Here is a 239-nt window from a genome sequence, read left to right as displayed (position 1 = left end):
CGATCGCGATGGCCTGCTGCTGGCGTTACAGTCGCCTGACCGCTCTCCCGTGAACCTGTTGGGTTGCTGCAAACAATTTTTGCGTGAGCTGACGCTGTGCGATGTGACGGCGTTCAGCGTATTGCGACAGCAGCTGGCGACGCAAATCCGGTCACCGATGAATGCCAGCGCCACGGCAGTAGCCGCCCTGCGCCAGCGCTATGGTTTACCGGTGTTAACGCCGCAGGCTGTTGATGCCC

General features: G+C 61.1%; 1 pseudogene. It reads left to right on the top strand.

The window, feature by feature from the left end:
- Window positions 1-239 (top strand): annotated as a pseudogene (locus RRF55_RS27785) (pyrroloquinoline quinone biosynthesis protein PqqF); the annotation flags it as partial.

Origin of the sequence: Klebsiella sp. K47 (genome assembly GCF_051858335.1) — a bacterium.
Lineage (GTDB): Bacteria > Pseudomonadota > Gammaproteobacteria > Enterobacterales > Enterobacteriaceae > Klebsiella > Klebsiella pneumoniae.
This window is presented reverse-complemented; position numbering and strand designations above follow the sequence as displayed.